Genomic DNA, 26,013 nt, shown 5'->3' with positions numbered 1-26,013 from the left:
TTTAGTGTGTCGCGGGCTTTCCCGCGATCCACACATCGGCGACGGCGCGGTCGTCGCCCATCATGATAGTGGGGAAAATGGCCTCCCACAGATCGTCTGCATTGGCTTCGCGCTGCGCTATGGCCGGGGTTGAGGCGAGGTCCAGAACAACAAGATCGGCCTCCATTCCCGGTGCGACGTTGCCGATGCTGTCGTCCATCCGCAGCGTTCGGGCTGATCCAACGGTCCCGAGCCACAGCAGTTGCGCTGGATGCAGAGGACGGCCGCGCAACTGGCCGATTTCATAGGCCGCCGCCATGGTCCGCAACATCGAAAAGCTTGAACCGCCGCCTGTATCTGTGGCCAAACCGACCCGATGCCCATCGCGGATGAGCCCGTTCATGTCGAACAGACCAGAACCGATAAAGGTGTTCGATGTCGGACAGTGAATAAGCGCGGCGTCCACTTCGCGCAGCCGGTCGCGTTCCCTGGGTTCCAGATGGATGACATGGCCGTACAGACCCCGTCCTCCCAACAGGCCAAACTTCTCATAAGTCTCAAGGTAATCCCGTGCATCTGGAAACAGGGACTTGACCCACTCAATTTCGTCGGTTTGCTCACTCAGGTGAGTTTGCATCAGGCAGTCCGGGTTTTCAGCCCACAACGCGCCCATGGCTTCAAGCTGTTCGGGCGTTGACGTGGGCGAGAACCGCGGTGTGATCGCATAAGAGATTCGACCCACCCCATGCCATTTCTCCAACAATGCTTTGGATTGATCATATCCCGTCTGGGCCGTGTCCCGCAGCCCTTCGGGCGCATTGCGGTCCATGCAGGTTTTTCCCGCTACCACACGCTGCCCGCGTTCCTGCGCCGCTTGGAAAAAAGCGTCTACGCTTTCGGGGTGAATGGTGCAGAAACTGCACATGGTCGTGGTACCATGGGCCGCGGTGAGGTCCAGGTAGCGGTTGGCAATCTCGGACGCGTATTCCGGCGCGTCGAACTTCATCTCCTCGGGAAATGTATAAGTGTTCAGCCAGTCAATCAGGCGCTTTCCCCAACTGGCGATCATGGCGGTCTGCGGATAGTGAACATGCGGGTCGATGAAACCAGCCATGATCAGTTGATCGCCATAGTTTTTCACCTGCGCTTCGGGATGCGCGGCAGACAGGTCCGCTGCCGAGCCCACAGCAGAAATATGTGCATCCTCGATAAGGACCGCTTCGCTGATCTTGGTGGCTTCGATCGGTTCACCATCGAATGGTGAGCCGGTGAAAATCAGCACGCGTCCTTTCAACAGCGTCTTTTGCGCCATGAGTTCTGTTCTCCGCCCTTTTTGAACCGCCCATCAGCATAAGGGGGCGAAAGATGCGGGTAAATCGGAGCATTGTCATTGTTTTCCGGTAGCTGCTTCTTCTATTTAAGGGCCAATCGCCGAAAAAAGGGGGCAGCGCATGACGACAGGCAATGACGAGGTCAAACCCGACCAGCCCCATGACGAGGACGCCTATGCGTTGGACCGCCGGACGGTTGCGGCAATTCTCTACGCGGTGGACGTGGATGATCGCGACAAGCTGATCGAGTTGATGGAGCCACTGCACCCGGCTGACATCGCTGACCTTCTTGAACAGATCAATCCCTATGACCGGGCGCGCCTGATCCGCCTGTATGACAAGGAATTCGACGGCGACATCCTGTCGGAGCTGGACGAGGCAGTACGGGAAGAAGTGATCGGCGTACTGAAGCCGGACGTTCTGGCCGAAGCGGTCCGCGACATGGAAAGCGACGATGTCGTCGACCTGCTGGAGGATCTGGAGGAACCACAGCAGGAAACCATTCTGGGCGCACTGGAGGATTCCGAGCGTATTGCCGCTGAACAGGCGCTGTCATACCCGGAAAACTCGGCCGGTCGTCTGATGCAGCGCGAAGTGGTCATGGCACCGGACCACTGGACCGTCGGTCAGGCCATCGACTTCATGCGCGCCAATGATGACCTGCCCGAGCAGTTCTATTACGTCATTCTGGTCGACCCGCGGCTGAAACCCGTGGCGCAGGTGACGCTGGGCAAGCTGATGGCGACGCGGCGCGAAGTTTTGCTGAGGGATATCACCGATGAGGAACTGCACATCATTCCGGTCGATCAGGACGAAGAAGATGTGGCCTATGCCTTCAACCAGTACCACCTGATCTCGGCCCCGGTGGTGGATGCAGACGGGCGGTTGGTCGGTGTCATCACCATCGATGACGCGATGGTCGTTCTGGATGAAGAGTATGAAGAAGACATGCTGCGCCTGGCAGGTGTCAGCGACGAAAGCTCGATCTCGGACAGTGTGGCCGCCACCAGTAAGCGGCGCCTGCCATGGCTGGCAGTGAACCTGTGTACGGCCATCTGTGCCTCGTTGGTGATCTCGCAATTCGAGGCGGCGATCGATCAGCTGGTGGCGCTGGCTATTCTGATGCCGATAGTCGCCTCAATGGGGGGGAATGCCGGAACGCAATCCCTGACTGTGGCCGTGCGCGCGCTGGCGACACGCGACCTAACGGGCTCGAACGTGGCGCGGGTGATCCGGCGCGAGTTGCTGGTCGGCCTGCTCAACGGGCTGTGTTTCGCGATCGTGTTGGGGACCGTGGGGATGATGTGGTTCGACTCTCCGATGCTCGGTGTCGTGATCGGTTCAGCCTTGGTCGTGAATATGATCATCGCCGGCTTCGTGGGTACGGTAGTACCGGTGGTGCTGGATCGTCTGGGTGTGGACCCGGCGCTGGCATCGGGAACTTTCGTGACAACCACGACGGATGTCATGGGGTTCTTCATATTCCTTGGCCTTGCCAGCGTGGTGCTTTTGTGACCGAAACAACTGATCTGACCGAAATCAAAGCTGTCGCGCGAAAGGCTGCTTTTGCCCGCCGCAAAGCTGCATTCGATGCGCGCCTGCCTGGCGCTGCAGGGCGGTTGTCCGAAGTTCTGGCTGGTCACAGGGGCGTGCCCCTGTCCGGCTACATGCCCATCCGCACGGAAATCGACCCACTGCCGGCGATGGCCGAGGCCTCGGCCTATGGTCCTGTCGGAGTGCCGGTGATTCAGGCCGCCGGGCAGCCGCTCCGGTTTTCCCGCTGGACCCCCGAAGGCGCGCTGAAAGACGGGCCGTTTGGGGCCAGGGTGCCGGAAATTGACGACTATTTCGATCCTGAAATCCTGATCGTCCCACTGGTTGCTTTCGACGCGCAGGGCGGCAGGTTGGGATATGGCGGCGGGTTCTACGACCGCACGCTGCAAGGATTGCGCGCCAAGCGCCCGACGCTTGCCATCGGATTTGCCTTTGACGCTCAGGAGGCCGAAGGACTGCCGTTGGAGCCGACGGATCAGCCTTTGGATATGGTCATTACCGAAAGCCGGGTGCTGACGTTCCGGTCGTGACCGTCAGCCCGTGTGATTCTCGCGGAAGTAGTCCCAGGCATCGACCTCGCGCCCGTCTGACAGAATGCACACGCCTGTCTGGCCATCTGCACCGTCTCGGATCTCGTAACGATGGCCGCTGTCTGCGCAAAATGTAGCCGCCGGGTTAGCCAGTTGAGCCGTATCGCCCGAAGACGGGGCTTGCTCGCAGGCGGCAAGCGTCACGACAGCGAAAGTTGTCAGAAAAAAACGGTGCATCAAATTCCTCCGTGAGAAATCGTTTCAACAGGTTATGTCCGCAGCTTAACCGCTTGTGCTTGTCCGACACCACACTTAGGACAGATTGAATGAGAATACTTTTTCTGGGTGATGTCATGGGGCGCGCAGGTCGCGCCGCGATACAGCAACATCTGCCGCGTTTGCGCGAAGAATGGCGGCTGGATTTCGTTGTGGTCAATGGCGAGAACGCCTCGAACGGGATGGGTCTGAGCGGGGACCATGCCAAGCTGCTGCTGGAGGCCGGGGCCGACTGCCTGACTCTGGGCGATCACGCGTTCGACCAGAAGGATATGCTGCAATTCATCGAGAATGAACCGCGCATCATTCGCCCGGTGAATTATGCAAAAGGTGCGCCGGGTCGGGGGTATCGCCTGTATACGGCGCCCGGCGGTCGCAAGGTGCTGGTGGTTCAGGTGTTGGGACAGGTGTTCATGAAACGCCCATTCGACGATCCGTTCTCGGCTGTCGAACCCATCCTGAAATCGCATCCGCGTGGCGGTCAGGCGCAAGCCGTAATTGTCGATATGCATTGCGAGGCAACGTCGGAAAAGATGGCGATGGGCCATTATTGCGACAAGCGCGTCAGCCTGGTGGTTGGTACGCACACCCACGTACCGACAGCGGACGCGCAAATTTTACCAGGTGGCACCGCTTACCTGACCGATGCGGGCATGTGCGGCGATTACGATTCGGTCATCGGCATGGACAAGGTGGAGCCGATGCGCCGCTTTATCACCGGCATGCCCAAGACACGGTTCACGCCCGCCGCCGGCGAGGCGACACTGAGCGGTGTATTCATTGAAACGGACGACCGGGACGGGCAGGCCAAGTCCGTTCACATGGTCCGCGTGGGTGGTCGGCTGCAACAGGCAGGCCCCTGAAGTGCACGTCAGGCTTGCTCTGCCCCTGTCAATGCGAGAAACTGCCCGTCAGGCGCGTTGGCCAGGTTAGGGTTCGGACAGAATACCACGAATGCAATTCCTTCAACTGACAGATATGGGCAGTGCAATTCTGGCGCTGGTAATCGTTGCGGGCATGTTCGTCATGTTCCTGCGCGAAGTTTACCCGACCGAAGTGGTGGCAATAGGGGGCGTCGCCCTGATGCTGGTGACGGGTATTTTGCCATATCAGAAGGCTCTGGCCGTGTTGTCCAACCCTGCACCTTGGACCATCGGCGCCATGTTCATCATTATGGGCGCATTGGTTCGCACCGGTGCGCTGGACGCGTTCACCTCGACGGCGCAGAAACAGGCTCAGGTCAACCCACGTATCGCCATTGGCCTGTTGATGGCATTCGTTATCCTGGCTTCGGCGGTGGTGTCGAATACACCCGTCGTCGTTGTGATGATCCCCGTCTTTGTTCAGATTGCACGCACTCTCGGCGTGCCGGCGTCCAAGTTGCTGATTCCGCTCAGCTATGCCGCCATCTTAGGTGGAACGCTTACGCTGATCGGGACCTCGACCAACCTGCTGGTCGACGGTGTGGCGCGGGCGCAGGGCATGAAGGCCTTTACGATTTTTGAGGTCACACCTCTGGGAATCGCGCTGGTGATCTATGGAATGATCTACCTGCGCTTTGTCGCACACCGCCTTTTGCCGGATCGGGACAGCATGGCCTCTATGCTCAGCGACCGATCCAAGATGAAGTTCTTTACCGAGGCTGTGATCCCACCCGACAGCAACCTGATCGGGCGCGAGGTGACTGGGGTTCAACTTTTCAAGCGACCCGGTGTGCGTCTGATCGACGTGATCCGGGGCGATGAATCGCTGCGGCGGAACCTGAAAGGCGTTACGCTGAACGTCGGAGACCGGGTTGTTCTGAGAACCGAGATGACCGAGTTGCTGAGCCTTCAGAGCAACCGGGAACTGAAACGCGTCGATCAGGTCTCGGCGGTCGAAACAAAGACCGTCGAGGTCCTGATTACTCCCGGTTGCCGTATGGTCGGACGAACCTTGGGCGCGATGCGGTTGCGTCGCCGCTATGGTGTCTATGTGCTGGCAGTGCATCGTCGGAACCAGAATATCGGACGGCAACTGGACGATCTGGTGGTTCGGGTTGGCGATACTCTGCTGCTCGAAGGTTCGCCCGCCGACATCCAGAAGCTGGCCGCTGATATGGATATGGTGGATGTCACACAACCTTCGGCCCGCGCCTTCAGGCGCAGCCACGCGCCGATCGCCATCGGTGCGCTTACCGGCATCGTCGTTCTGGCCGCGCTGGGCGTGGCGCCGATCCTTTTGCTGTCGATCCTTGCGGTTGCCGTGGTACTGCTGACCCGCTGCATTGACGCTGATGAGGCTTTTTCCTTTGTCGAGGGCCGCCTGCTGGCGCTGATCTTTTCGATGCTCGCCATCGGGGCGGCGCTGGATGCCTCGGGCGCGGTATCTCTGATTGTCGAAGCCGTGGCGCCCGGGTTGGGAATGCTGCCTCCGTTCCTGATCATCTGGGCGGTTTATTTGCTGACGTCAGTGTTGACCGAGCTGGTTTCGAACAACGCCGTGGCCGTCGTGGTTACGCCTATTGCTATCGGGTTGGCGCAGGCGGTCGGCATAGATTCACGCCCGCTTGTGGTGGCGGTGATGGTCGCGGCTTCGGCCTCTTTCGCCACACCCATCGGGTATCAGACCAACATGATGGTCTATGGTCCGGGCGGGTACAGGTTCACCGACTTTCTGCGGGTCGGCGTGCCGCTGAACCTGACCGTTGGGCTACTGGCGTCGCTGCTGATCCCCCTCATCTGGCCTTTGTAGAACCGGCGCAGAACCGCCGAAAAAGTGGCAATGGTCTTGTAAACGCTTATCCAGAACCGATCTTTTCTTCAAAGCTCTTGAAAGAAGGACGGGACGATGTCTTTTCCAAGGATCGGTACGGCCATTGTGGCCGGCGCAATTATTTTGACCCTTCTGGGCAGTATCAGCTCGGCCGGAACCGTGACTGGAACTGCGACGTACCGGGAACGGATTGCGCTTCCGCCCGAAGCAACGCTGTATGTAGAGCTGCAGGACATCTCTCGCGCCGATGCTGCCGCGGTGACCTTGGCCGCTCAGCGCTATGCGCTGAACGCAGTGCCTGCTGAGTTTAAGCTGACATATGACGAGGATCTGATTCAGGACGGAATGATCTATGTGGTCCAAGGGTCGATCTACGACGGGGACAGGTTGTTGTTCACTACGGACACCGCCTATCCAGTGTTGACCAATGGCGAGGGCAACTCATCAGATCTCGTGTTGGTTCAAGCGGGAAGTCAGGGCGCCGCGATGCTCGAGAATACGAAATGGATCGCCATCGGGTTGAATGGCGAAGCGCTCGACAGTGAACGCCGCCCTGAGATTGCATTCGAAACCGGCGGGGCGTTTGGTGGCAGCGGCGGCTGCAATCGGTTTACCGGTCAGGCAGAGATTTCAGGCAACAGTCTGGATTTCCCGGATAATATCGCCGCGACCCTGATGGCGTGCACTCCGGAACTGGAAGAGATCGAGCGCGCGTTTTTTGATGCGTTGCAGGGCGTTGCGACCTATGCGGTCGCTGGCGACAGCCTGGTGATGCTGGACAGCGCGGGTGAACCGACGTTGAAATTCGTCCGCGCGCAATAGAGCAGGGCCGTCAGGCGATCGCCCGAGACCGTCCCGCATTGCGCCCGGAGAATATGCATCCGCCCAGAAACGTGCCTTCCAGAGCGTTGTAGCCGTGATAACCACCACCGCCGAAACCCGCGACTTCTCCGGCGGCAAACAAGCCCGGAACAACCTGCCCGTCCGATCCGATCATCTGACTGTCCAAATTGGTTTGAAGGCCGCCCAAAGTCTTGCGAGTCAAGACGTGCAGCTTGACCGCGATCAGCGGCCCGTTTGAGGGATCCAGGAACTTGTGCGGCTTGGCGGTACGGATCAGTTTGTCCCCGCGATAGTTGCGCGCAGCAAGGATGGCCATCATCTGCGCGTCTTTCGAAAATGGATTGTCCACTTGCGAATCCCGCGCTTCGATCTGGGCGCGCAGGTGCGCCTCGTTTATCAACCCGTCGCCAAGATGGTTCATGCCGTTGACCAACTCGGTCAACGTATTGGCAACTACGAAATCCTCACCTTTTTCCTTGAAGGCCTCAACCGGAGCTGTTGCATTTGCGCCCGAGAGAATACGTTGGCGGATCACTTCTTTCCAGCTGCCCGACGTGAAATCGGGGTTCTGTTCGGAACCCGAGAGCGCAAACTCCTTCTTGATCACTTTCTGCGTCAGGACGAACCAGCTGTATTCATACCCGGTTTTCAGAATTTCGCGCAGCGTACCCAGCGTGTCAAACCCCGGCAGGCAGGGCGGTGCCAGCCTGTTGCCTTCCGCATCGAACCACATCGAACTGGGCCCCGGAAGAATGCGAATGCCATGCGAAGGCCAGATCGGGTCCCAATTCCGCACGCCCTCGGTGTAGTGCCACATCCGGTCGCCGTTGATCACATGTCCGCCAGCCTTTTCGCTGATCGGGATCATTCGGCCGTCGACGTGGAACGGGACGCCCGCAACCATGTCCTGCGGCGGTTCTCCCAGCCGGTCGCGCGGCCAGTTCTTGCGAACCATTTCGAAATTGCCGCCGATGCCGCCAGATGTAACGATGACAGAAGGTGCATAGACCTCAAACTCGCCAACCTCATCCCGGTTGGTCTTTCCACCGCGCTGAGCCGTGTCTTCGGCCAAAACTTCTCCTGACACACCTTTGGCGCTGCCGTTTTGCATGATGATGTGGCTTACCTGATGGCGGAATTTCAGTTCAATCAGACCGGCACTGATGTGCTCACGGACTCGGCGGATGAAATGCTCCAACACACCCGGTCCGGTGCCCCAGGTGATGTGAAACCGCGGCACCGAGTTGCCGTGACCGTCCGCAAAAGATCCGCCCCGCTCGGCCCAGCCAACAACCGGGAACCAACGCAGACCCATGCCGTGCAGCCAGGGGCGCATCTCACCAGCGGCGAATTCAACGTAGGACTCGGCCCACTTGCGGGGCCACACGTCTTCGTCCCGGTGAAACTGCGCGCTGCCCATCCAGTCACGCAGGGCGAGTTCGTGGCTGTCGCGGATGCCCATCCGGCGTTGCTCGGGCGTGTCGACCATGAACAGCCCGCCGAGGCTCCAGAACGCTTGCCCGCCCAGAAAGTGTTCCGGCTCCTGATCCAGAACGATCACCTTTTTGCCGCGATCACCCAACTCGGCAGCGGTGGCCAGGCCAGCAAGTCCGCACCCGACGACGATTGCATCAGCAGTGTTGTTGGTCATGTGGCGTCCTTTCAGCGGGAACGGAACCAGACGATAAACGGAACGACGACAGCGTACATCGTAATGCCATACACGGCGGCGGGCAGCGCCAGTGGGCTAAACCCGCTTTCTGTGCCGGTGATCAATGCGGCCAGCGTGATGCCCATCGTCGAGTTCTGGATGCCGGTTTCGATCGAGATCGTTTTACTCTCGTCCCATGACAGATTTGCGGCGCGTGCCAGACCCAACCCCATCAGCAACAAAGCCACATTCAATGAAATCAAGCCAGTGCCCATCACGGCAAGATTGTCGGTAAACAGTTGCCAGTTCCCGGCCAATGCAGCCAGCACGATCAGAACGAACAATACAGTGGCGGCTTTCGACAAGGGGTCGTCAATTCGATCAGCGAACCCGCGCGCGAAACGGCGAATGCAGACACCAGTGGCAACGGGCAGAGTTGTGATCAGAAAAAGGGCAATGGCCAGACCGCTGATGGAGACTTTCGGCGCTGCTTCACCCATGAAGTATGATATGGACCAAGCCGCAAGGATCGGAACGGTCAGGATAGACAGCAGGCTGATGACAGCCGTCAGACTGACAGACAAGGCCACATCGGCTTTGGCCAGCTTGGACAGAATGTTGCTGGTCACGCCACCGGGGCAAAAGCTGAGCAGCATGAAACCAACGGCGATCTCTGGCGGCAGGGCCAACAGCATGACCGTGACGAAGGCCGCGACAGGAAGTATCAGCACCTGGCAAAAAGCGCCGATGGCAAAGGCATGGCGACGGGCCAGGACGCGCCTGAAGTCAGCTACCTCAAGCCCGATCCCCAGCGATAACATGATGATGGCCAGCGACAGTGGCAGGCCTACATTGATAAGCAGATCCAAGAACAACTCCTCCCAAAGCCGTTCGGATCAACCTATGCGAGGGGCAACGGATCAGGCAACCTCGCCGTTGGGTCACCCGTATCGCTGGACGAACCGCCGCAGGATTTCACCGGGTTGCGTGACGTCGGCCGCGTGGCAGATCTCGATCAATCGCTGGGCATTCTCGGGCGGGAAGTATCCGTGATCCTTGTAGATGTTGATGCGTTGCTCGAAATCCCGCGCGTCCGCTTCCGGGTGGAACTGCGTCGCGTAGACATTCTGACCCCAGCGGATCATCTGAATCGGACAAGGCGCCGAGGCCACCAGATGCACGCAGCCATCGGGCAGTTTCTGCACGGCCTCCTTGTGCCCCACAAATGCGTCGAATTCGGAGTGCAGGCCCGCGGTCAGCGGATCCCGTGAGCCGTCTTCGGTCAGGTAGCAGGTCGAAGGCCCGACCGGTTCTCCATACTGATCCTTGCTGACCTCTCCGCCCAGATGCGCCGCCAGGATCCCCAACCCATAACAGCACCCCATAAAGGGATGATCCTGCGCGGTGATCTGAGGCATCAGCCCCATGATGGCAGCTTCGATCCGCGCATCCAAAGACGATTTCGTTGCCGGATCGTCACTGACACAACCCGGACCCCCGCCAACAATGACACCAGCATAATCCGTGACATCCAGCCCCTCAGGCAGATCCTCGCAATCCAGCCGAATGCGGTGGGCATGCTCGGGCGACAGGTCGCTGCGGTTCAGGATCGATGCGAATTCGGCGTCCGACGCATCGGTTTCCGGGCGCAACTGCAGGATCAAAAAGCGTTTCATGCGATGCCTTTACCCGTCAAAGCGGCCAGAAGACAAGGATCGCGGGAATGGAAACGGCAATGATCAGAACTTCAAGCGGCAGACCCATACGCCAGTAGTCCCCAAACCGGTAACCACCGGGACCCAGCACAAGCGTATTGTTCTTATGCCCGATGGGTGTGAGGAACGCGGCAGAGGCGGCGACGGCCACGGTCATCAGGAACGGATCAGGCGAGACTTCGAGCGTGCGTGCCATCTGTATGCCGACCGGTGCCGCGACAATGGCCGTGGCCGTGTTGTTCAGCACATCCGACAAGGTCATCGTGACAACCATCAGAACGGTCAGGATTGCCCAGGCCGGCAGGCCGTTGGTCAGTTGAATCAACCCGTTGGCAATCAGTTCCGTACCGCCCGAAGTTTCCAGCGCGCTGCCCAGAGGAATCATCGAGCCCAACAGCACGACGACCGGCCATTCGATATGGTTGTAGATATCGGCAATGGGCAGGATTTTGGTCAGTACATATGCGACGACAACCAGGCCAAGTGCAATCGGCAGGTAGATCAGTCCGACGCTTGCCGCCAGAACGGCAGCGGCAAACAGACCAATGGCCAGCCACGCCTTGTCGTTCGCGGTTACACTCAACCCGCGTTCTGCCAGCGGCAGACATCGCAGCCATTCGGTGACGTCCGGCCCCCGGTCGCGCGGGCAAAGCAGCAGCAGAATATCGCCAGGCTCGACCTCGGTCTTGCGCACTTGCTGGGTAATTCTTCGACCTTGGCGGGATATTCCCATAAGAACGGTGCTCTGCCGCCAGGCAAGGCCAATTCCTTGTGCGGTGCGGCCATTGATGCGGGCGCTTTCGGGAACCACGACCTCGATCACTTCCAGCCCTTCACCGGCAGCGGTCAGCAGTTCCTGACGGCGTGTGTCGGAAAAATCCAGGTTCAGGGCCGCGCGAAACTCGTCCAACGCTTCGGGGCGCGCTTCCAGCACCAGCGCATCGCCTTCGTGAAGCGTCGCGTGCGCCGATCGGCCATAGCGTCGCTTCCCGTCCCGGATCAGTCCGATGATGGCCACGTCCGATTTCTCGGCCGCCTCGTACAACTCGCTGACGCGCTTGCCGATATGGGCCGAGTCCGCCGGAATGGTCAGCTCGGCAATGTACTCGGCCAAAGCCTCCGATGTTTCTTCCTGCGGCCCTCGGTTGGGGATCAGCCGCCAGCCGATCAGTGCAACAAAAGCAAGGCCGGCGATCGCAGCCAGGCCACCGACGGGGGCGAAATCGAACATGCGAAACGGCTCGCCCAGTGTTTCGGCCCGGATCGAGGCAATGATGATATTGGGTGGCGTCCCGATCAGCGTTGCCATGCCGCCAAGAATGGTGGCAAAACTCAGCGGCATCAGGCTCAATCCGACCGAACGCCCGGCTTTTCGCGCGGTCTGGATGTCCACTGGCATCAGCAGTGCCAATGCCGCCACGTTGTTCATGAAAGCCGACAGTATCGCCCCGATCCCGCCCATCAACGCGATGTGGGCACCCAGGCCGCGCGATGCATCGACCAGCGTGCGTGTGATCAGGAACACGGCGCCCGACCGGACCAGACCGGCCGATACGACCAGAACCAGCGCGACGATGATGGTCGCGGGATGGCCAAACCCGGCAAAGGCATTGTCAACGGGCACAACACCGAGAACAACGCCAATCAACAGTGCGGTAAACGCCACGAGATCATAGCGAAACCGGCCCCATAGAAGCATTCCGAAAACAGCAATGAAAAGCGCGAAAAGAACAATCTGGTCTGTCGTCATGCCGCCACCATACCTGCCGTCAGGGCCTTCGCAAGTCGCTCTCTTGATCCCATGCCCCGCAAACGTCTATATGAGCGCCAAATACGCAATCACTATCACGAGGACGCACCATGGCAGGCCACTCTAAATGGGCCAACATCCAGCACCGCAAGGGACGTCAGGACGCCGCGCGGTCCAAGCTGTTTTCAAAATTGTCGAAAGAGATCACCGTGGCCGCCAAGATGGGCGACCCCGATCCCGACAAGAACCCGCGCCTGCGTCTTGCGGTGAAAGAAGCCAAGTCGAACTCGGTCCCTAAGGACGTAATCGACCGTGCGATCAAGAAATCGGTTGCCGGTGAAGGGGATGATTACGAAGAAATCCGCTATGAAGGTTATGGCCCCAATGGCGTTGCCGTGATTGTCGAAACGATGACCGACAACCGCAACCGAACGGCTTCGACCGTGCGCTCGACATTTTCCAAGAACGGCGGCAATCTGGGTGAGACCGGCTCGGTCGGGTTCATGTTCGAACGCAAGGGCGAGGTGGTTTATCCCGCGTCCGCCGGCGATGCAGACACCATCTTTGAAGCCGCAATCGAGGCGGGCGCGGAAGACGTCGAAAGCTCGGAAGACGGCCATATCATTTGGTGTGCCGATACTGACCTGAACGATGTTTCCAACGCCTTGGAGGCAGCATTGGGGGAAACCGAATCCACCAAACTGGTCTGGAAACCTACAACCACGACCGAGCTGGGACTGGAAGACATGCAGCGCCTGATGAAGCTGGTCGATGCTTTGGAGGACGATGACGACGTTCAGCGCGTCACAACAAATTTTGAAGCCACTGATGAGGTCATGGCGCAGCTCTGATTGGCGATGTCGTTCTATTTCGAAACCCGGCCCCAAACGGCCGGGTTTTTTCGTTTCCTGGGGTACTTCAACGAGTTCTTGGCCGGAGCTGCGCAAGTAAATACACTCGCGGCAAGCGCTGGATATGCCGCTGCAGGCGATAATGTTCGCGCCTTGTGGTGTCGCACAACGTGGACGGCCGGAGAATGGCAAGCAAGACTTCTGATCCCGCAAAGCGGAATGTGCCGGTACTCGCTGGGCAGAGCATCCTGTCGCAGGTGGCCTGGACGCTGGGCAGCCCCTCGGTCGTCCTGCCATTTTTAGCGGTGTCGCTTGAGATGCCGATGTTTTTGGCTGGCGCATTGGTTTCGGTTCGCATGGTGGGCAGCATGCTTTCGGACGTTTTTTTTGCGCGTCCAATTGCAGCGTTGCAGCAAAAGAAACGCGGCATAGCAATAACCGAATTGGGGATCGGTGCGTGCCTGTTGTTGGCCCTGCTTGCCGCATGGACAGGCAGCATCCTTTTGACTGCGACCGCATTTGTCGGAGCGTTTTTCACGATCGGGATGATCGAAGAGACTCAGGCACTGATGTTGTCTGACCTGCGCGGCGATCATCTGAAATCCAAATCCCGCATGCTGATCCGCTATCTGCAACTGGGCGCGGGCGGACTGTTTGCAATTGGTCTTGTGTTGTTCATCCATGAGATCACAAAGGAGCGCCCACCGTTTTCCCGCCATTCAGCAGTTATCGCCGCTTCGGTGACCTTTTTCTTGTTTTCCGCCTTGTGCATTCTGGCAATGACTGAAGTTGCGTCGAAAAAAGCGGTTGATGGGCAGGCAAAACACGGCCCTCGTCAAACGCTGCGCCAGATAATTTCCGGTATCCGGAGCATGTTCGATCAGGCATGGTTTCGCCGCTATCTGATTATGCGCCTGCCCTTGGTGGTGGTGTCGCTGTCGGTACCATTCTTTGCCCTCATCGCGGCAGAGGCGCATCATCACTCGGCCAAGGGGCTGACGGCACTGATCGTTTCTTCGGCGTCCGGTTATCTGGTTTCGGCTCCGCTGTGGCAACTTGTGAACATGAAATCACATCGGGCGGTCATGGTTTCGGGAACGCTGATGGTGGCCGTGACCGGGATTGTCTTGCTGTTGTTCCACTACATGCACTTTGACCACGGCGTTCATTTGCACGCGATCGCCCTGTTCGTCGTCTCGGTCGCGGTGACAGGAATCAGCAGTGCCAAGGGATTGTATTATCTGGATGTCGCTCCCAAGGAGCAACGCGTTCAAGGGGCCGCCGCTATCAAGGCAATCTGCCGGCTTGCAGGGGTTATCTTATCAACCATCCTGGCGGCTGTGGCACATATTCACGAGGTCGCGGCAGCAATCGTGTTCATTGTCATCGTCAGCCTCTGGTCGGCCTATTTCTGCTACCGCATCGTGACCCCGGATGACAGCAAGCCCGTCCGGGCGTAAACCTGATCCTCAGGATGGAGGCATCAAATTGCGCGCCGCCGTATTTCGTACGGCGCGTGTCAGAGGGGCCAGGGCAGGGGCCAGAATACGCCCCACCTGCCAGCTGAGCGCCACGTCCAGCGGAGCATTGGGCACAATTGCGCAAAGGCGTCCGTCATCCAATGCGGATCGCACAAGGCTCTCGGGATTCATACCCCAGCCCAGTCCGGCCACGGCGGCATCCACAAACCCGTTCGAAGATGGCAGAAAATGGGAGGGTGGAGTGATCCGGCTGCCGGTATGGTTCAAAATCCAGGCCTTTTGCAGGTTGTCCTTTCGGTTGAAGGTCAGACAGGGCGCAGTTTGCAGTGAGCTTGTTGTTACACCTTCTGCAAACCATTTTTTCACGAATGCCGGGCTGGCTGTCGGCAAATACCGCAAAGTCCCCAAGGCATTGGCATCGCAACCCGTAACGGGCTGTCCACCCACCGTGACTGCCGCGCTCACTTCGCCGCGCTTGAGCCAGTCAGCAGAGTGATCCTGATCGTCGATCACGAGATCAAAAAGCATGTCTTCAACCTGAGACATGGCTTCGATGAACCATGTTGCCAGGCTGTCAGCGGGGATTGCCACTCTGACCCGAGGCGGGCCGGTATCCCGGCCCATGCCCAGTTCTCGGGTTAGCTGCGCTTCAAGCAACCCGATTTCCGCCGCGTATTGCGCGATCCGCAACCCCGATGGTGTCCCGGTGCAAGGGGTGCCACGCTGGATCAGCGAAACACCAATGCGATCTTCTAATGCTTTGATTCTTTGGGAAATGGCGGACGGCGTCACGGATAATTCCGCAGCCGCCGCCTCAAAGCTGCCATGACGCAGGATAGCCGACAGTGCGGACAAGTGATGTGGATCCAGTTGCATAAGCAAGTCTTAATCAGGATGAGTATCTTTAATTGGTTTGAATCATCGGTGCTGTGTAGTCAACCAGTCAGCAGCCGGAGGTTCCATGTCCACGTCGCTCATTGCCGGATTCGCCCTTGGGTTCAGCCTGATCCTCGCCATTGGCGCTCAGAATGCTTTTGTCCTGCGGCAGGGCCTGCGACGCGAACACGTCTTTGCCTTGTGCTTCACCTGTGCGATGTCAGACGCAATCCTGATCGGGGCCGGCGTGGCCGGGTTCGGCACTTTGGCGCAGGCCGTTCCATGGTTTGAATCGGTCATGCGCTATGGCGGTGCGCTTTTTCTGACTTGGTACGGTTTACGAAGCTTTTGGTCGGCCTGGCAGGGTGGGGCCGTAATGGAAGTTGGGGCCAACCGCATCACCACGCGACGAACGGCCCTGCTGACAGTGCTGGCGTTTACGTGGCTCAACCCGCATGTCTATCTGGATACCGTTGTGCTGATTGGATCCATATCAGCTCAGTACGAGGACCGAGTAGGTTTTGCCATCGGCGCCATGTCTTCAAGCTTTGTGTTCTTCTTTTCGTTGGGGTATGGCGCCCGCATTCTGACGCCACTTTTCACACGTCCTCGCGCGTGGCAGTTTCTGGATGTTCTGATCGGTATCGTCATGTTGGGAATTGCTGCGAAACTTGTTGCCATGTGAAGGGTTGTGGCCCGGCCGTTTTCGGTGTTCAACCAAGGCCATGACATCTCCTCCTGCCCCGTCTCGCCATGTTGCCGGAATGCTTTGGATGCTTGCTGCCGGGCTGTCCTTTGTCGGGATGAACGCATTGGTGAAATCGCTGGGTTCGACAATGAACCCTATACAGGCAGCGTTCCTGCGGTACGTGCTTGGCCTGGTTTTCCTGCTTCCGGCTCTGCGAACGATTTGGTCAACGCACCTGACGGCGCGCGATCTGAAACTGTTCGGGGTACGAGGCATCATCCACGCCGTGGCCGTTATGCTTTGGTTCTACGCAATGACCACCATTCCACTGGCCGAGGTTACTGCAATGAACTACCTGACACCGATCTATGTCACCATCGGTGCAGCGCTTTTTCTGGGTGAAAAGCTGGCCTTTCGCAGGATTGCAGCCATTGGTGTAGCGCTGATCGGTGTGACCATTGTTCTGCGCCCCGGATTTCGTGAGGTGTCGCCCGGGCACCTTGCGATGCTGGGAACAACTCTGGCGCTGGGTGGGTCTTACCTGTTGGCCAAGGTGCTCGTGCAGCATATTCCACCATCCGTGGTCGTGGCCCATCTTTCGATCTGGGTAACAATCGCCTTGATCCCCTTTGCCGTCGCTGTGTGGGAGCCACCAACCCTGCGAGACATTTTTGTTCTGTTCCTGATTGCAAGCTTTGCAACAGCTGGACATTATTTCATGACACTTGCCCTTCAGGCGGCTCCTGTGGCGGTGACCCAGCCGGTGACGTTCCTGCAACTGATCTGGGCCACATTGCTCGGGGCGCTGGTGTTTCACGAGGGCGTAGACATCTGGGTTGTCGGCGGCGGGACACTCATATTGGCTGCGGTCAGCTTTATCTCTTGGCGCGAGGCGGTGCTGAACCGGAAACCGGTAACTCCACCCGATGTTGGTACGAAATTCTAGAGACGTGGGGTGCCGCATGCGGTTATTGATTGACGGGTCAATAAAAACCCCCTAGCGTTTGGCTACTAGGCCTGAGCCAGGGGTGTATCAATGCCAAAACTCGGAATGGAACCGATCCGCCGTGACGCAATCATCAAAGCGACGATTGCCGAACTGGGCGTTCAGAAATCACTGGACGTAACAGTCAGTCAGATCGCCAAGCGGGCAGGGATGTCGAGCGCGTTGGCCCACCACTATTTCGGCGGCAAAGAGCAGATATTTCTGGCTGCCATGCGGCGCATCCTGTCAGATTTCGGTGCCGAGGCCCGGAACGAACTGAAAAATGCCAAGCCGAACGAGCGTGCGCAGGCCATCATCCGGGCATGTTTCGCACCTTCGTGCTTTACGCCGGATGTGATTGCCGCGTGGATGACCTTTTATGTGCTGGCGCAGACCAATGACGATGCCCTGCGCCTGTGGCAGATCTATCAGGCGCGGATACGGTCGAACCTGATTTTCGCCCTGCGCCCGCTAATGAACGATCCGGTCGAGGCAGCCGAGAACATGATTGCCTTGATTGACGGCCTTTATATCCGCGCCGCGCTCAGCGCGCCGGAAGAGCCGCAGCTGGCTGTTACGCATGCTCAGCGCGTCCTCAATACCCTGCTTGAGGCTGAAAAATGACAAAACCCAATATTTTGATCCTGATGGTGGATCAACTCAACGGAACCCTCTTTCCGGATGGTCCCGCGGACTGGCTGCACGCTCCGAACCTGAAAAAGCTGGCATCCCGGTCGACGCGGTTTGCCAATACTTACACAGCATCGCCGCTATGCGCCCCCGGTCGGGCCAGTTTCATGTCCGGGCAGTTGCCGTCCCGTACAGGGGTCTACGACAATGCAGCCGAGTTCCGCAGTGATATCCCGACCTATGCCCACCATCTGCGCCGTGCGGGTTACTACACCTGCCTGTCCGGCAAGATGCATTTCGTCGGCCCCGATCAGATGCACGGGTTCGAAGACCGCCTGACTACTGATATCTACCCTGCCGATTTCGGCTGGACTCCGGATTACCGCAAACCGGGCGAACGGATTGACTGGTGGTATCACAACATGGGCTCGGTCACCGGGGCGGGCGTGGCCGAAATCTCGAACCAGATGGAATACGACGACGAGGTTGCCTACAACGCCAAGGCCAAGCTTTACGATTTGGCCCGTGGTAAGGACGAGCGTCCCTGGTGCGTGACCGTCAGTTTTACCCATCCGCACGATCCCTATGTAGCGCGCCGGAAGTACTGGGATTTGTACGAGGACTGTGAGCACCTTCTGCCCGAAGTTGCCGATCTGGGCTATGACAATCAGGACCCGCATTCCAAGCGGATATTTGACGCCAACGACTGGCGCAGCTTTGACATCACCGAAGAAGATATCCGCAAGTCTCGCCGCGCCTATTTCGCCAATATTTCTTACCTGGACGACAAGATCGGCGAAATCATGGAAGTTCTGGATACCACACGGCAGGACGCCATCGTCATGTTCGTGTCTGACCATGGCGACATGCTGGGCGAACGCGGGCTGTGGTTCAAGATGAACTTCTACGAAGGTTCGGCACGTGTGCCCTTGATGATCTCCGCACCCGATATGCCTGCCGGTCGTATCGATACACCGGTCTCGACAATCGACGTCACGCCGACCCTTGGGGCGTTGGCCGGTGTTGATATGGCAGAGATTGCACCGTGGACCGATGGTGAAGACCTCGTGCCGCTTGCCAAAGGGACCGAACGCACAGCGCCGGTGAAGATGGAATATGCGGCCGAGGCGTCCTATGCGCCGCTGGTGTCGCTGCGCTATGGCAAATGGAAATACAACCGCTGCACGCTGGACCCCGACCAGTTGTATGATCTTGAGGCTGATCCCCACGAATTGAACAACCTTGCGGACGATCCGGAACATGCAGGCACGTTGCAGACGCTTCAGGCAAAGTCCAAAGCGCGCTGGGATCTGGATCAGTTCGACGCCGATGTGCGCGCCAGTCAGGCTCGCCGCTGGGTCGTTTATGAAGCGCTGCGGCAGGGCGGCTACTATCCGTGGGATTACCAGCCGCTGCAGAAGGCGTCTGAACGCTACATGCGCAACCACATGGATCTGAATGTCGTAGAGGAAAACGCTCGTTTCCCGCGCGGGGAATGACCTTTTCATCGTTTTGAAATACTCCCGCCGAGTGTCTTCCGAATTGGCGCGGCGGGGCAAGGAGTCGTGAATATGGAAGCAGATTTCGTCATCGTTGGCGCAGGATCCGCGGGCTGTGCGATGGCATACCGGCTTAGCGAGGCCGGCGCCTCGGTTCTGGTGATCGAACACGGTGGCACAGATGCCGGGCCGTTCATCCAGATGCCGGCGGCGCTCAGCTATCCGATGAATATGTCGCGCTATGACTGGGGTTACCAGTCAGAACCTGAACCGCACCTGAACAACCGGCGGTTGGCCTGCCCTCGCGGCAAGGTGATCGGTGGATCGTCTTCGATCAATGGCATGGTCTATGTGCGCGGCCATGCCCGGGATTTTGATACATGGGCCGAACTGGGGGCCGATGGCTGGTCCTTTGCGGATGTGCTTCCTTACTATAAGCGCATGGAAACCTGGCATGACGGGGGTCATGGCGGCGATCACAGATGGCGAGGCACGGATGGGCCGCTGCACGTCTCACGCGGACCCCGTGAAAATCCACTGTTCAAAGCCTTTGTGGATGCTGGCCAGCAGGCAGGCTACGAAGTCACCGGGGACTACAACGGAGAGAAGCAGGAAGGCTTTGGGCCGATGGAGCAGACCGTTTGGAAGGGACGGCGCTGGTCGGCAGCGAACGCGTATCTGAGGCCTGCTCTGAAGCGCGAAAACTGCGATATTGTCCGTGGTCTCGCCTCGCGCGTTGTCATGGAAAACGGACGCGCGAGCGGGGTCGAACTGGTCCGCGGCGGCAAGAAAGAGATCATCCGCGCGCGGCGCGAGGTGGTTCTGGCTGCGTCATCGATCAACTCGCCCAAGTTGCTGATGCTGTCCGGGATTGGCCGGGCCTCTCATTTGGCCGAGCACGGCATTGAAGTCGTGGCGGATCGTCCGGGCGTGGGTGCGAATCTGCAGGACCATCTAGAGCTGTATATACAGCAGGCTTCGCTGCAGCCGATCACGCTCTACAAGCATTGGAACCTGATCAGCAAAGGCCTGATCGGTGCGCAATGGCTGTTTACGAAAACCGGGCTAGGCGCGTCGAACCAGTTCGAAAGCGCGGCGTTCATCCGGTCAAAGCCTGGCGTGGAATATCCTGATATCCAATACCATTTCCTTCCGATGGCTGTGCGTTACGATGGAAAGGCCGCCGCCGAGGGGCACGGTTTCCAGGCGCATGTGGGGCCGATGCGGTCGCCCTCGCGCGGAGCGGTGACGCTGCGGTCGAACAGGCCGGAAGACGCGCCCGTTATCCGATTCAATTACATGAGCCACGAAGAAGACTGGGAGGACTTCCGTACCTGTATCCGGTTGACCCGTGAGATATTTGGGCAGGACGCGTTCAAACCTTACGCCGGCAAGGAAATCCAACCGGGTGCGCATGTCCAGACGGATGGAGAGTTGAACAGTTTCATCGCCGAGCACGCGGAAAGCGCCTATCACCCCTGCGGAACTTGTCGGATGGGGCGTGCTGACGACAAAAACGCCGTTGTAGATCCCGAGGGGCGCGTGATTGGCGTGGATGGGCTGCGTGTCGCTGACAGCTCGATCTTTCCGCAGATCACAAATGGCAACCTGAACGCTCCTTCGATCATGGTCGGCGAAAAAGTATCGGATCACATGCTGGGCAGAAATCCCTTGCCGAAAGCCAACGATCGCCCCTGGATTCATCCCGGTTGGGCGACGGCGCAGCGATGAGATATCCCACAAAAGACTGAATGGCGTGGGTTGTTTTTGATCCGCGTCAATGTGGTGTCTGGCAGGTATCCTTAGCATCGGGACGTAACGCCAATTAGAGGAGCGAACAGGATGTCCCACACCCCGCATGAACTGGCCGAAGAATTCCCCGACAAGGTCGAAATGATGAGCCAGCTCAAGCAGACGGACGCGCATTTCGCGCGGCTGGCGGATGAGTATCACGAGGTCAACCGCGAGGTTCACAGGGCCGAAACCAATGTTGCCCCGATGGAGGAGCTGGCCGAAGTTGAACTGCGCAAGAAACGCGCGGCACTCAAGGACGAGATCTGGGCGATCCTGTCCAAGACCTGAAATATGAGTGGGGGCTCCGCCCCCGCCGCAACCTCGCCGTTTCGGGGAATTTAAGCCCGAGGACAGTCAGGTCACTTCGTAGGGCAGGGTACCCCGTCTATGCGCGTCAATCGTCAGGCGTCGTTCAAGCGGTGGGACTGAGCGCTGATGACATGTCTGGCGTTCGCAAATCCGGCAAGAGATGCCGATCGGTTCAAAGGCGCTGGCGTTGTTGATGTCCAGATTGTCGGCATAGACCAGCGCCTCGGCGTGACGGACCTCGCATCCCAAGGCGATAGCATATCGACGGACCGGCGCGCCGAAGGAGCCGCCGGATTTCGAAACATCCCGCGCCAGAGAGATATAGCGAACACCGTCCGGGGTTTCCGCCAGTTGGCGCAGAAAGTGCCCCGGTGTTTCGAACGCGCGGTGGACGTTCCATAGCGGACATGCTCCGCCAAAGCGAGCGAATTGCAATCGGGTGGCGGAGTGGCGCTTGGTAATCGTTCCGGCCTGATCGACGCGCACGAAAAAGAATGGTATGCCCTTGGCCCCCGGACGCTGCAGCGTAGACAGGCGATGTGCCACTTGTTCAATCGAGGCCCCGAAACGGTTGCTGAGCAGTTCCAGATCATGCCGGTCCTCTTGCGCCGCGGCCAGAAACGGGCCGTAAGGCATCAGCGAGGCGCCGGCGAAATAGTTGGCCAACCCGATTTTCGCGATGGCGCGGGCTTCGTCACTTTGAAAGCGGGCGAAATCCAGGGTGGCCTCAAGCAGCTTGTCCTGGCTGATCAGGGCTACTTGAAGCAAAAGCTGAAACACCTGCGTCTGCGGCGCGGCGCGGGAAGACAGACGCAGAGTTTTTTCTGCCGCGTCATAACTGCGCAGCGTTTCGGTATCGGCAAATGTGACCTGAATTCCTCGTTCCGTCAGGCTACCGAGGGCCGCCTGTCGGATACCGCCCGGTGCTTCGGCGCGCGATGCGAACCGTTCGGCAGCCCGATCCACCGCATCAATATAGTTGTCGCAGTAGTGGAAGAAATCGCGCACCTCTTCCCAGGGGCTCGCCTGGGTGCGCGCGTCCTCGCGTCCCAGAGCCTCGTCCAGCGACGCCAGTCGCTCATGGGTTTGACGATACGTGCGATGTAGTTCGATAAACGCGCGCGCCAGTGCCGGAGCGTTCGAGGCGGTCAATCGCAGATCGGCCAATGGTGGCATGGTGTCGGCAAAAACGGGGTCGGCCAACACCTCTCGCATATCCGAAACCAGCCGCTCACTATCGCCGGTACTGAGTTCGGTCACATCCATGCCGAACTCCTGCGCCAGCGCCAGAACAACCGTGGTCGAGATTGGCCGGTTGTTGTTCTCCATCTGGTTCAGATAGGGCAGCGAGACACCTAGTTTGGTGGCGAATTCCTTCTGTGTCAGGGTCAGGCGCGTGCGCATTTCGCGCAGTTTCGCACCGGCGTATAGTTTCTGAGTGGCCATGGCGTGCCTTTGCAGATTTCCTGAATGCGCAGGCTAACTTTGCAAATTCACGGGCGCAAGCCGTTAGAGGCCCAGCTGCCGTTCGCGCCATATCACGCTGGTAATTGCAAATATGGCCAGAACCGATGTCGCCAGCATCAGCCACAGCAAGGGCATGGCCCCCGTCTCGTGCGTCAGGAGGGCACCGGCCAGGGCGCTCAGGGCGGCGCCGCCGCCAAGCATGATCGCGCCGCTCAGCCCCGAGGCGGTGGCGGCCAGACGCGGGCGGACAGACAGCGCGCCGGCGGTGGCGTTCGGGATAGACATGCCGTTCCCAAGGCCAACAAAGGTCATCAGGCCGAAAAAGCTGATGGCCGTACCCAATCCCAACAGAAACAATGCCGCGGACAGCGCTACGCCAATTGCATTCAACCAGCAGCCCCAGCGCACCATTCTGTTGACGCCGTAACGTATCGAATAGCGTCCGCTGATGAAATTGCCGAAAAAGTAACCCAGCGCTGGGGCGCCGAAATATACTCCGACCTCAGAAGCAGTCATGCCGAAAACTTCGGTCCCGATGAATGGTGCACCCCCGAGATAGGCGAAGAAAGCGCCGGAAGACAGCGCCGAGGACAGCGAATAGCCCCAGAATCGAGGCGAGGTCAGCAGCTCGGGGTATTCGCGAAACTGCTGCAAAAGCGTCTTTCCGCTCGCGGCGGCTGTTTCCCCGAAATCGCGATAGGTCAGTAGCAACGTCAGCGCTGCCAGACCGAAGGGCATCCAGAAGTTGGCCTTCCAGCCAAAGGCCTCCTCAAGCAACCCGCCGATTGCAGGGCCAATCATCGGCACGACTGCCATGCCCATGGTTACATACCCGATCATCGACGCCGCCTGATCCTGTTCATACATGTCGCGGACGGCGGCACGGCTGAGTACCATACCCACAACAACCACAGCCTGAAACATTCTGAATGCCAGAAACGTCTCGACATTCGGCGCGTAAATACAACCCAGCGTGGCCAGCAGAAACAATGCCAGCCCCCACAGCAGAACCGGCCTGCGCCCGGCCTTGTCCGCAATGGGGCCGATCAGAATCTGCAGGACTGCGTTGACCAACAGGTACAACGCAATGGACAGCTGCATGATCTTGTAGTCGGTTTGAAAATAGGCGGCCATGAAAGGCAGGCTGGGCAGGAACAGATTCATGCTGAGTGCCGACAAACCGGACAACAAAACAAGTGTTGCAAGTGTCGGGGGTGTTCGGCTCACAGTGGACGTTCTGAACTGCATGGTTCACCATTAGTGCCTCATTCCGGGAAACGCCATCCGGCATTTGAGGTGTCGCGCGAATTAACAAATTTGCAATTATCTGCACTTTGATTGCCAAAGGTTTGCAAATTTGCCGAAAACTTCTTTGGTCACAGGTCGCGCATCGGTATTGTCCCGGAAAATCGCATAGGGGAATACCGGCATGAAAGACATCCTTTCCGAGCTTGAAGACCGCCGCAACAATGCACGTCTCGGGGGCGGGCAAAAGCGGATCGACGCGCAGCACGCGCGAGGAAAACTGACTGCACGCGAACGGATCGAGCTGCTGGTGGACGAAGGCAGCTTTGAAGAATTCGACATGTTCGTCAGCCATCGCTGCACCGATTTTGGTATGGAAAAACAAAAGACTGCCGGCGACGGGGTCGTGACCGGATGGGGTACGATCAATGGCCGGATGGTCTATGTGTTCAGTCAGGATTTCACGGTATTCGGTGGTTCTCTTTCGGAAACACATGCGCAGAAGATCTGCAAGATCATGGACATGGCTGTGCAGAATGGCGCCCCCGTGATCGGTATCAACGACTCGGGCGGGGCGCGAATCCAGGAAGGTGTTGCATCGCTGGCGGGGTATGCGGAAGTTTTTCAACGCAACATCATGGCGTCGGGCGTCGTGCCTCAGATCAGTGTGATCATGGGCCCGTGTGCCGGCGGTGCGGTATATAGCCCGGCGATGACAGACTTTATCTTTATGGTCAAAGATACCTCGTACATGTTCGTGACAGGTCCGGACGTCGTCAAGACCGTCACCAACGAGGTCGTAACGGCCGAAGAACTGGGTGGGGCGTCGACCCATACCAAGAAGTCTTCGGTTGCCGACGGCGCGTTCGAAAACGATATCGAGGCATTGGCAGAGGTTCGGCGCCTGGTCGATTTCTTGCCACTCAACAACCGCGAAAAGCCGCCCGTACGTCCGTTCTTCGATAGCCCCGAACGGGTTGAGGGTTCGCTCGACACGCTGATCCCCGACAATCCGAACACGCCCTACGACATGAAGGAACTTATCACCAAGGTGGCGGACGAGGGCGACTTTTACGAAATCCAGGAAGACTACGCCAAGAATATCATCACCGGCTTCATCCGTCTGGAGGGGCAGACTGTTGGCGTGGTAGCCAATCAGCCGATGGTTCTGGCCGGGTGTCTGGACATCGACAGTTCCCGCAAGGCGGCACGGTTCGTACGGTTCTGTGACTGTTTCGAAATTCCGATCCTGACCTTCGTGGATGTTCCGGGCTTCTTGCCCGGTACTTCGCAAGAATATGGTGGCGTGATCAAGCACGGCGCCAAGCTGCTGTTCGCATACGGCGAGGCGACAGTGCCGAAGGTCACCGTAATCACCCGCAAGGCGTATGGCGGGGCTTATGACGTCATGGCGTCCAAGCACCTGCGCGGCGATTTCAATTATGCCTGGCCCACGGCCGAGATTGCGGTGATGGGCGCCAAGGGTGCCACCGAAATCATCCACCGGGCGGATCTGGGCGACTCGGACAAGATCGCCAAGCATACTCAGGACTACGAAGACCGGTTTGCCAATCCCTTCGTCGCCGCCGAGCGTGGCTTCATCGACGAGGTGATCATGCCGCAGTCCACCCGCCGCCGCGTGTCCAAGGCGTTTGCCAGCTTGCGCAACAAGCAGCTGAAGAACCCCTGGAAGAAACACGACAATATCCCGTTGTGAGGTAAGCGGCGGAGCAATGCGCCCGCCGCGATCAAAGAAATCCAAGCGAAACAGCGACGTACAGCCTCTAAGTAATGCAAGCAAACAG

Annotated in this window: 23 protein-coding genes; 14 read left to right on the top strand and 9 right to left on the bottom strand. The window is 58.7% G+C overall.

The features are described from left to right. Window position 1 precedes the first annotated feature (1 nt). Entirely contained in the window at window positions 2–1,291 is a 1,290-nt protein-coding gene (guaD, locus tag AC2TDJ_RS16575; RefSeq protein ID WP_480843784.1) for a guanine deaminase, read from the bottom strand. Window positions 1,292–1,430: 139 nt separating this feature from the next. On the opposite strand from guaD, the gene mgtE reads away from it, so the two are divergent. Beyond that, window positions 1,431–2,825 carry a magnesium transporter gene (gene mgtE, locus AC2TDJ_RS16570; protein WP_480843783.1) on the top strand — a complete coding sequence of 465 codons (1,395 nt, stop codon included), beginning with the start codon at window positions 1,431–1,433 and terminating at the stop codon, window positions 2,823–2,825. Beyond that, window positions 2,822–3,394 carry a 5-formyltetrahydrofolate cyclo-ligase gene (locus AC2TDJ_RS16565; protein WP_480843782.1) on the top strand — a complete coding sequence of 191 codons (573 nt, stop codon included), beginning with the start codon at window positions 2,822–2,824 and terminating at the stop codon, window positions 3,392–3,394. The genes mgtE and AC2TDJ_RS16565 overlap by 4 nt, the downstream gene beginning before the upstream one ends. Window positions 3,395–3,397: 3 nt before the next feature. Here AC2TDJ_RS16565 and AC2TDJ_RS16560 read toward each other — a convergent pair whose 3' ends face one another. Next, complete coding sequence (locus AC2TDJ_RS16560; protein WP_480843781.1) at window positions 3,398–3,631, bottom strand: putative hemolysin; 234 nt, start codon at window positions 3,629–3,631, stop codon at window positions 3,398–3,400. A gap of 89 nt (window positions 3,632–3,720) precedes the next feature. Between AC2TDJ_RS16560 and AC2TDJ_RS16555 the strand changes: the two genes are divergently transcribed. The 3 genes from AC2TDJ_RS16555 to AC2TDJ_RS16545 all read left to right on the top strand — a co-directional run bounded on the left by AC2TDJ_RS16555 (window position 3,721) and on the right by AC2TDJ_RS16545 (window position 7,246). Further along, window positions 3,721–4,533, top strand: coding sequence for a TIGR00282 family metallophosphoesterase (locus AC2TDJ_RS16555; protein WP_480843780.1), 813 nt, complete (start codon window positions 3,721–3,723; stop codon window positions 4,531–4,533). A 91-nt stretch (window positions 4,534–4,624) separates the two neighbouring features. Next, complete coding sequence (locus AC2TDJ_RS16550; protein ID WP_480843779.1) at window positions 4,625–6,403, top strand: SLC13 family permease; 1,779 nt, start codon at window positions 4,625–4,627, stop codon at window positions 6,401–6,403. A 96-nt stretch (window positions 6,404–6,499) separates the two neighbouring features. Beyond that, entirely contained in the window at window positions 6,500–7,246 is a 747-nt protein-coding gene (locus tag AC2TDJ_RS16545) for a YbaY family lipoprotein (protein ID WP_480843778.1), read from the top strand. A 10-nt stretch (window positions 7,247–7,256) separates the two neighbouring features. Here AC2TDJ_RS16545 and AC2TDJ_RS16540 read toward each other — a convergent pair whose 3' ends face one another. The 4 genes from AC2TDJ_RS16540 to AC2TDJ_RS16525 form a co-directional block, all read right to left on the bottom strand. Further along, window positions 7,257–8,918 (bottom strand): FAD-binding dehydrogenase, encoded by a 1,662-nt coding sequence (locus AC2TDJ_RS16540; RefSeq protein ID WP_480843777.1) that lies wholly within the window; start codon window positions 8,916–8,918, stop codon window positions 7,257–7,259. Between the two features lie 11 nt (window positions 8,919–8,929). Further along, on the bottom strand, window positions 8,930–9,787 hold the full coding sequence (locus tag AC2TDJ_RS16535; RefSeq protein WP_480843776.1) for a bile acid:sodium symporter family protein: 858 nt from the start codon (window positions 9,785–9,787) through the stop codon (window positions 8,930–8,932). Window positions 9,788–9,859: 72 nt separating this feature from the next. Beyond that, window positions 9,860–10,594 (bottom strand): glutamine amidotransferase, encoded by a 735-nt coding sequence (locus AC2TDJ_RS16530; protein WP_480843775.1) that lies wholly within the window; start codon window positions 10,592–10,594, stop codon window positions 9,860–9,862. A gap of 16 nt (window positions 10,595–10,610) precedes the next feature. Continuing rightward, window positions 10,611–12,383 carry an SLC13 family permease gene (locus tag AC2TDJ_RS16525; protein WP_480843774.1) on the bottom strand — a complete coding sequence of 591 codons (1,773 nt, stop codon included), beginning with the start codon at window positions 12,381–12,383 and terminating at the stop codon, window positions 10,611–10,613. A 110-nt stretch (window positions 12,384–12,493) separates the two neighbouring features. Here AC2TDJ_RS16525 and AC2TDJ_RS16520 point away from each other — a divergent pair, with 110 nt between their 5' ends. Together AC2TDJ_RS16520 and AC2TDJ_RS16515 are read left to right on the top strand one after the other, a co-directional pair. Beyond that, window positions 12,494–13,234, top strand: a complete 741-nt coding sequence (locus AC2TDJ_RS16520) for a YebC/PmpR family DNA-binding transcriptional regulator (RefSeq protein WP_480843773.1) — start codon at window positions 12,494–12,496, stop codon at window positions 13,232–13,234. Between the two features lie 185 nt (window positions 13,235–13,419). Then, window positions 13,420–14,694: a permease gene (locus tag AC2TDJ_RS16515; RefSeq protein ID WP_480843772.1), complete on the top strand. Its 1,275-nt coding sequence runs from the start codon at window positions 13,420–13,422 to the stop codon at window positions 14,692–14,694. 9 nt (window positions 14,695–14,703) lie between these two features. Here AC2TDJ_RS16515 and AC2TDJ_RS16510 read toward each other — a convergent pair whose 3' ends face one another. Further along, on the bottom strand, window positions 14,704–15,591 hold the full coding sequence (locus tag AC2TDJ_RS16510; RefSeq protein ID WP_480843771.1) for a LysR family transcriptional regulator ArgP: 888 nt from the start codon (window positions 15,589–15,591) through the stop codon (window positions 14,704–14,706). An 85-nt stretch (window positions 15,592–15,676) separates the two neighbouring features. Between AC2TDJ_RS16510 and AC2TDJ_RS16505 the strand changes: the two genes are divergently transcribed. The 6 genes from AC2TDJ_RS16505 (at window position 15,677) to AC2TDJ_RS16480 (ending at window position 21,475) form a co-directional block, all read left to right on the top strand. Next, window positions 15,677–16,276, top strand: a complete 600-nt coding sequence (locus AC2TDJ_RS16505) for a LysE/ArgO family amino acid transporter (RefSeq protein ID WP_480843770.1) — start codon at window positions 15,677–15,679, stop codon at window positions 16,274–16,276. Between the two features lie 40 nt (window positions 16,277–16,316). Beyond that, the gene (locus tag AC2TDJ_RS16500) at window positions 16,317–17,225 is read left to right on the top strand and encodes a DMT family transporter (RefSeq protein ID WP_480843769.1); all 909 of its coding nucleotides are present in this window, start codon (window positions 16,317–16,319) and stop codon (window positions 17,223–17,225) included. A gap of 90 nt (window positions 17,226–17,315) precedes the next feature. Continuing rightward, complete coding sequence (gene betI, locus AC2TDJ_RS16495) at window positions 17,316–17,888, top strand: choline-binding transcriptional repressor BetI (RefSeq protein WP_480843768.1); 573 nt, start codon at window positions 17,316–17,318, stop codon at window positions 17,886–17,888. Next, window positions 17,885–19,393, top strand: a complete 1,509-nt coding sequence (betC, locus tag AC2TDJ_RS16490; RefSeq protein WP_480843767.1) for a choline-sulfatase — start codon at window positions 17,885–17,887, stop codon at window positions 19,391–19,393. The genes betI and betC overlap by 4 nt, the downstream gene beginning before the upstream one ends. 72 nt (window positions 19,394–19,465) lie before the next feature. After that, window positions 19,466–21,124 (top strand): choline dehydrogenase, encoded by a 1,659-nt coding sequence (gene betA / locus AC2TDJ_RS16485; RefSeq protein WP_480843766.1) that lies wholly within the window; start codon window positions 19,466–19,468, stop codon window positions 21,122–21,124. Between the two features lie 111 nt (window positions 21,125–21,235). Beyond that, a complete protein-coding gene (locus AC2TDJ_RS16480; protein WP_480843765.1) occupies window positions 21,236–21,475 on the top strand; it encodes an HP1242/YdcH family protein in 240 nt (79 codons plus the stop codon). Between the two features lie 66 nt (window positions 21,476–21,541). Here AC2TDJ_RS16480 and AC2TDJ_RS16475 read toward each other — a convergent pair whose 3' ends face one another. Together AC2TDJ_RS16475 and AC2TDJ_RS16470 are read right to left on the bottom strand one after the other, a co-directional pair. After that, window positions 21,542–22,942 carry a helix-turn-helix domain-containing protein gene (locus tag AC2TDJ_RS16475; protein WP_480843764.1) on the bottom strand — a complete coding sequence of 467 codons (1,401 nt, stop codon included), beginning with the start codon at window positions 22,940–22,942 and terminating at the stop codon, window positions 21,542–21,544. Window positions 22,943–23,005: 63 nt separating this feature from the next. After that, window positions 23,006–24,211 (bottom strand): multidrug effflux MFS transporter, encoded by a 1,206-nt coding sequence (locus AC2TDJ_RS16470; RefSeq protein ID WP_480843763.1) that lies wholly within the window; start codon window positions 24,209–24,211, stop codon window positions 23,006–23,008. A 181-nt stretch (window positions 24,212–24,392) separates the two neighbouring features. Here AC2TDJ_RS16470 and AC2TDJ_RS16465 point away from each other — a divergent pair, with 181 nt between their 5' ends. Further along, the gene (locus tag AC2TDJ_RS16465; protein WP_480843762.1) at window positions 24,393–25,925 is read left to right on the top strand and encodes an acyl-CoA carboxylase subunit beta; all 1,533 of its coding nucleotides are present in this window, start codon (window positions 24,393–24,395) and stop codon (window positions 25,923–25,925) included. Window positions 25,926–26,013 lie beyond the last annotated feature (88 nt).

The organism is Ruegeria sp. HKCCD6647-2 (assembly GCF_057221075.1).
This window is presented reverse-complemented; position numbering and strand designations above follow the sequence as displayed.

Bases quoted from the DNA above. Each gene is read 5' to 3' on its own strand.
- guaD (WP_480843784.1), bottom strand. From the start codon at position 1,291: ATGGCGCAAAAGACGCTGTTGAAAGGACGCGTGCTGATTTTCACCGGC.
- mgtE (WP_480843783.1), top strand. From the start codon at position 1,431: ATGACGACAGGCAATGACGAGGTCAAACCCGACCAGCCCCATGACGAG.
- AC2TDJ_RS16560 (WP_480843781.1), bottom strand. From the start codon at position 3,631: ATGCACCGTTTTTTTCTGACAACTTTCGCTGTCGTGACGCTTGCCGCC.
- AC2TDJ_RS16555 (WP_480843780.1), top strand. From the start codon at position 3,721: ATGAGAATACTTTTTCTGGGTGATGTCATGGGGCGCGCAGGTCGCGCC.
- AC2TDJ_RS16550 (WP_480843779.1), top strand. From the start codon at position 4,625: ATGCAATTCCTTCAACTGACAGATATGGGCAGTGCAATTCTGGCGCTG.
- AC2TDJ_RS16545 (WP_480843778.1), top strand. From the start codon at position 6,500: ATGTCTTTTCCAAGGATCGGTACGGCCATTGTGGCCGGCGCAATTATT.
- AC2TDJ_RS16540 (WP_480843777.1), bottom strand. From the start codon at position 8,918: ATGACCAACAACACTGCTGATGCAATCGTCGTCGGGTGCGGACTTGCT.
- AC2TDJ_RS16530 (WP_480843775.1), bottom strand. From the start codon at position 10,594: ATGAAACGCTTTTTGATCCTGCAGTTGCGCCCGGAAACCGATGCGTCG.
- AC2TDJ_RS16525 (WP_480843774.1), bottom strand. From the start codon at position 12,383: ATGACGACAGACCAGATTGTTCTTTTCGCGCTTTTCATTGCTGTTTTC.
- AC2TDJ_RS16520 (WP_480843773.1), top strand. From the start codon at position 12,494: ATGGCAGGCCACTCTAAATGGGCCAACATCCAGCACCGCAAGGGACGT.
- AC2TDJ_RS16515 (WP_480843772.1), top strand. From the start codon at position 13,420: ATGGCAAGCAAGACTTCTGATCCCGCAAAGCGGAATGTGCCGGTACTC.
- AC2TDJ_RS16510 (WP_480843771.1), bottom strand. From the start codon at position 15,591: ATGCAACTGGATCCACATCACTTGTCCGCACTGTCGGCTATCCTGCGT.
- AC2TDJ_RS16505 (WP_480843770.1), top strand. From the start codon at position 15,677: ATGTCCACGTCGCTCATTGCCGGATTCGCCCTTGGGTTCAGCCTGATC.
- AC2TDJ_RS16500 (WP_480843769.1), top strand. From the start codon at position 16,317: ATGACATCTCCTCCTGCCCCGTCTCGCCATGTTGCCGGAATGCTTTGG.
- betI (WP_480843768.1), top strand. From the start codon at position 17,316: ATGCCAAAACTCGGAATGGAACCGATCCGCCGTGACGCAATCATCAAA.
- betC (WP_480843767.1), top strand. From the start codon at position 17,885: ATGACAAAACCCAATATTTTGATCCTGATGGTGGATCAACTCAACGGA.
- betA (WP_480843766.1), top strand. From the start codon at position 19,466: ATGGAAGCAGATTTCGTCATCGTTGGCGCAGGATCCGCGGGCTGTGCG.
- AC2TDJ_RS16480 (WP_480843765.1), top strand. From the start codon at position 21,236: ATGTCCCACACCCCGCATGAACTGGCCGAAGAATTCCCCGACAAGGTC.
- AC2TDJ_RS16475 (WP_480843764.1), bottom strand. From the start codon at position 22,942: ATGGCCACTCAGAAACTATACGCCGGTGCGAAACTGCGCGAAATGCGC.
- AC2TDJ_RS16470 (WP_480843763.1), bottom strand. From the start codon at position 24,211: ATGCAGTTCAGAACGTCCACTGTGAGCCGAACACCCCCGACACTTGCA.
- AC2TDJ_RS16465 (WP_480843762.1), top strand. From the start codon at position 24,393: ATGAAAGACATCCTTTCCGAGCTTGAAGACCGCCGCAACAATGCACGT.